This window comes from Bradyrhizobium sp. Mp27 (genome assembly GCF_029953005.1).
GTDB lineage: Bacteria > Pseudomonadota > Alphaproteobacteria > Rhizobiales > Xanthobacteraceae > Bradyrhizobium > Bradyrhizobium barranii.
In genome coordinates, this window is the sequence record NZ_JASAUS010000525.1 from 1 (window position 1) to 1,101 (window position 1,101).

At 61.7% G+C, this 1,101-nt stretch carries 1 protein-coding gene; it reads right to left on the minus strand.

The window, feature by feature from the left end; genetic code table 11:
* Positions 1 to 136: 136 nt before the first annotated feature.
* The gene (locus QJT78_RS51520; RefSeq protein ID WP_038945540.1) at positions 137 to 955 is read right to left on the minus strand and encodes a BA14K family protein; all 819 of its coding nucleotides are present in this window, start codon (positions 953 to 955) and stop codon (positions 137 to 139) included.
* Positions 956 to 1,101 lie beyond the last annotated feature (146 nt).

The following is a 1,101-nucleotide window of genomic DNA, read 5'->3' on the forward strand; positions in this document are numbered from 1 at the left end:
TCGTCAGGCGGCGAAAAGCCGAAGGCAATCCTGTGCGCCTCGTCAGACAAGATGTGCGGCCGCATCAATCGGGCCCAAAAGCCGCACTCTCACGAATAGGACGGGCTAGACTTGTTGCCGAAACACCGCCCCGCACTTATGGGCAGGAACGCCGCCGTCCGTCATAGCCGATGTAAGTTCCGGATGCCGGATCGTAGGTCTGAAAGTGCTGGCAGCCGTAGCCCCCGCGCGGTTTGTGTTCAACGCGAGCTGGTTCGCCTGGTTTAATTGCCGATTTGCTGTTCTCCGTGGCCACGTCCGGTTGACCTGCGGTCTGGGCGGGGTTCACGAAGGCGGCGTAGCTGTTTGCCCAGGCAGGCAAGGAGACACCGGGCCTCTCTTCCACAACGGCAGGCTTCTGTTCCATGGAGCGCCGCGCGTCCGCCAGTTCGGTTGCAAGCGCTTCGGCCCTGTCGTGCTCCTGCTGCAGAGACTGCCACAGTACCGCCGTCGCGCTGTCGACCGCTTGGCTGAACTGGTGCGCCTCGCCGTTGGGCATCGACAGCAGTTTCCCGACGTACCGCCATGCCTTCACAAGTTCTTTTTCGAGCGCCTCAGCCCTGGCGTGCTCTTGCTGCAGAGACTGCCGCAGTTCCGCTGTCGCGCTGTCGACCGCCTGCTTGAGCTGCGCCGCCTCGTCGTCCTTCGACAATGGCGTCTGTTGCGCCATGACCGGCGGGACGATCGTGATGAGCTTAGATAACTTCTGCTGAGTGGCGTATCGCGCCACATAGGCGACGACGTCGGCGTTGAGACAGAACCCGATGAGTGCCGCCGCGACGAGGGTTCGGGCGATCCAGGAAATTGCAAATCCCCGCCGCGCGTGTGACGCCTCGAGGATGACGACGTTTGGAGCGGTCTTAATCGTATGGCGCATGTAAACCACCGCCGGGTTATCAGGCCATTGCTTCTTCACTTCGCCGGAAGCCTAACCCCACCCGTTGTGCCCCTCATATGTGGAACGGCCCGCGAGGCAAGAGCTTTTTTCAGTCGATTTCACACATTGGGACGGTGCGGTCATATGTCCGGCCTTTGCGCGCGGCACAATATGGCCGCTGGCCT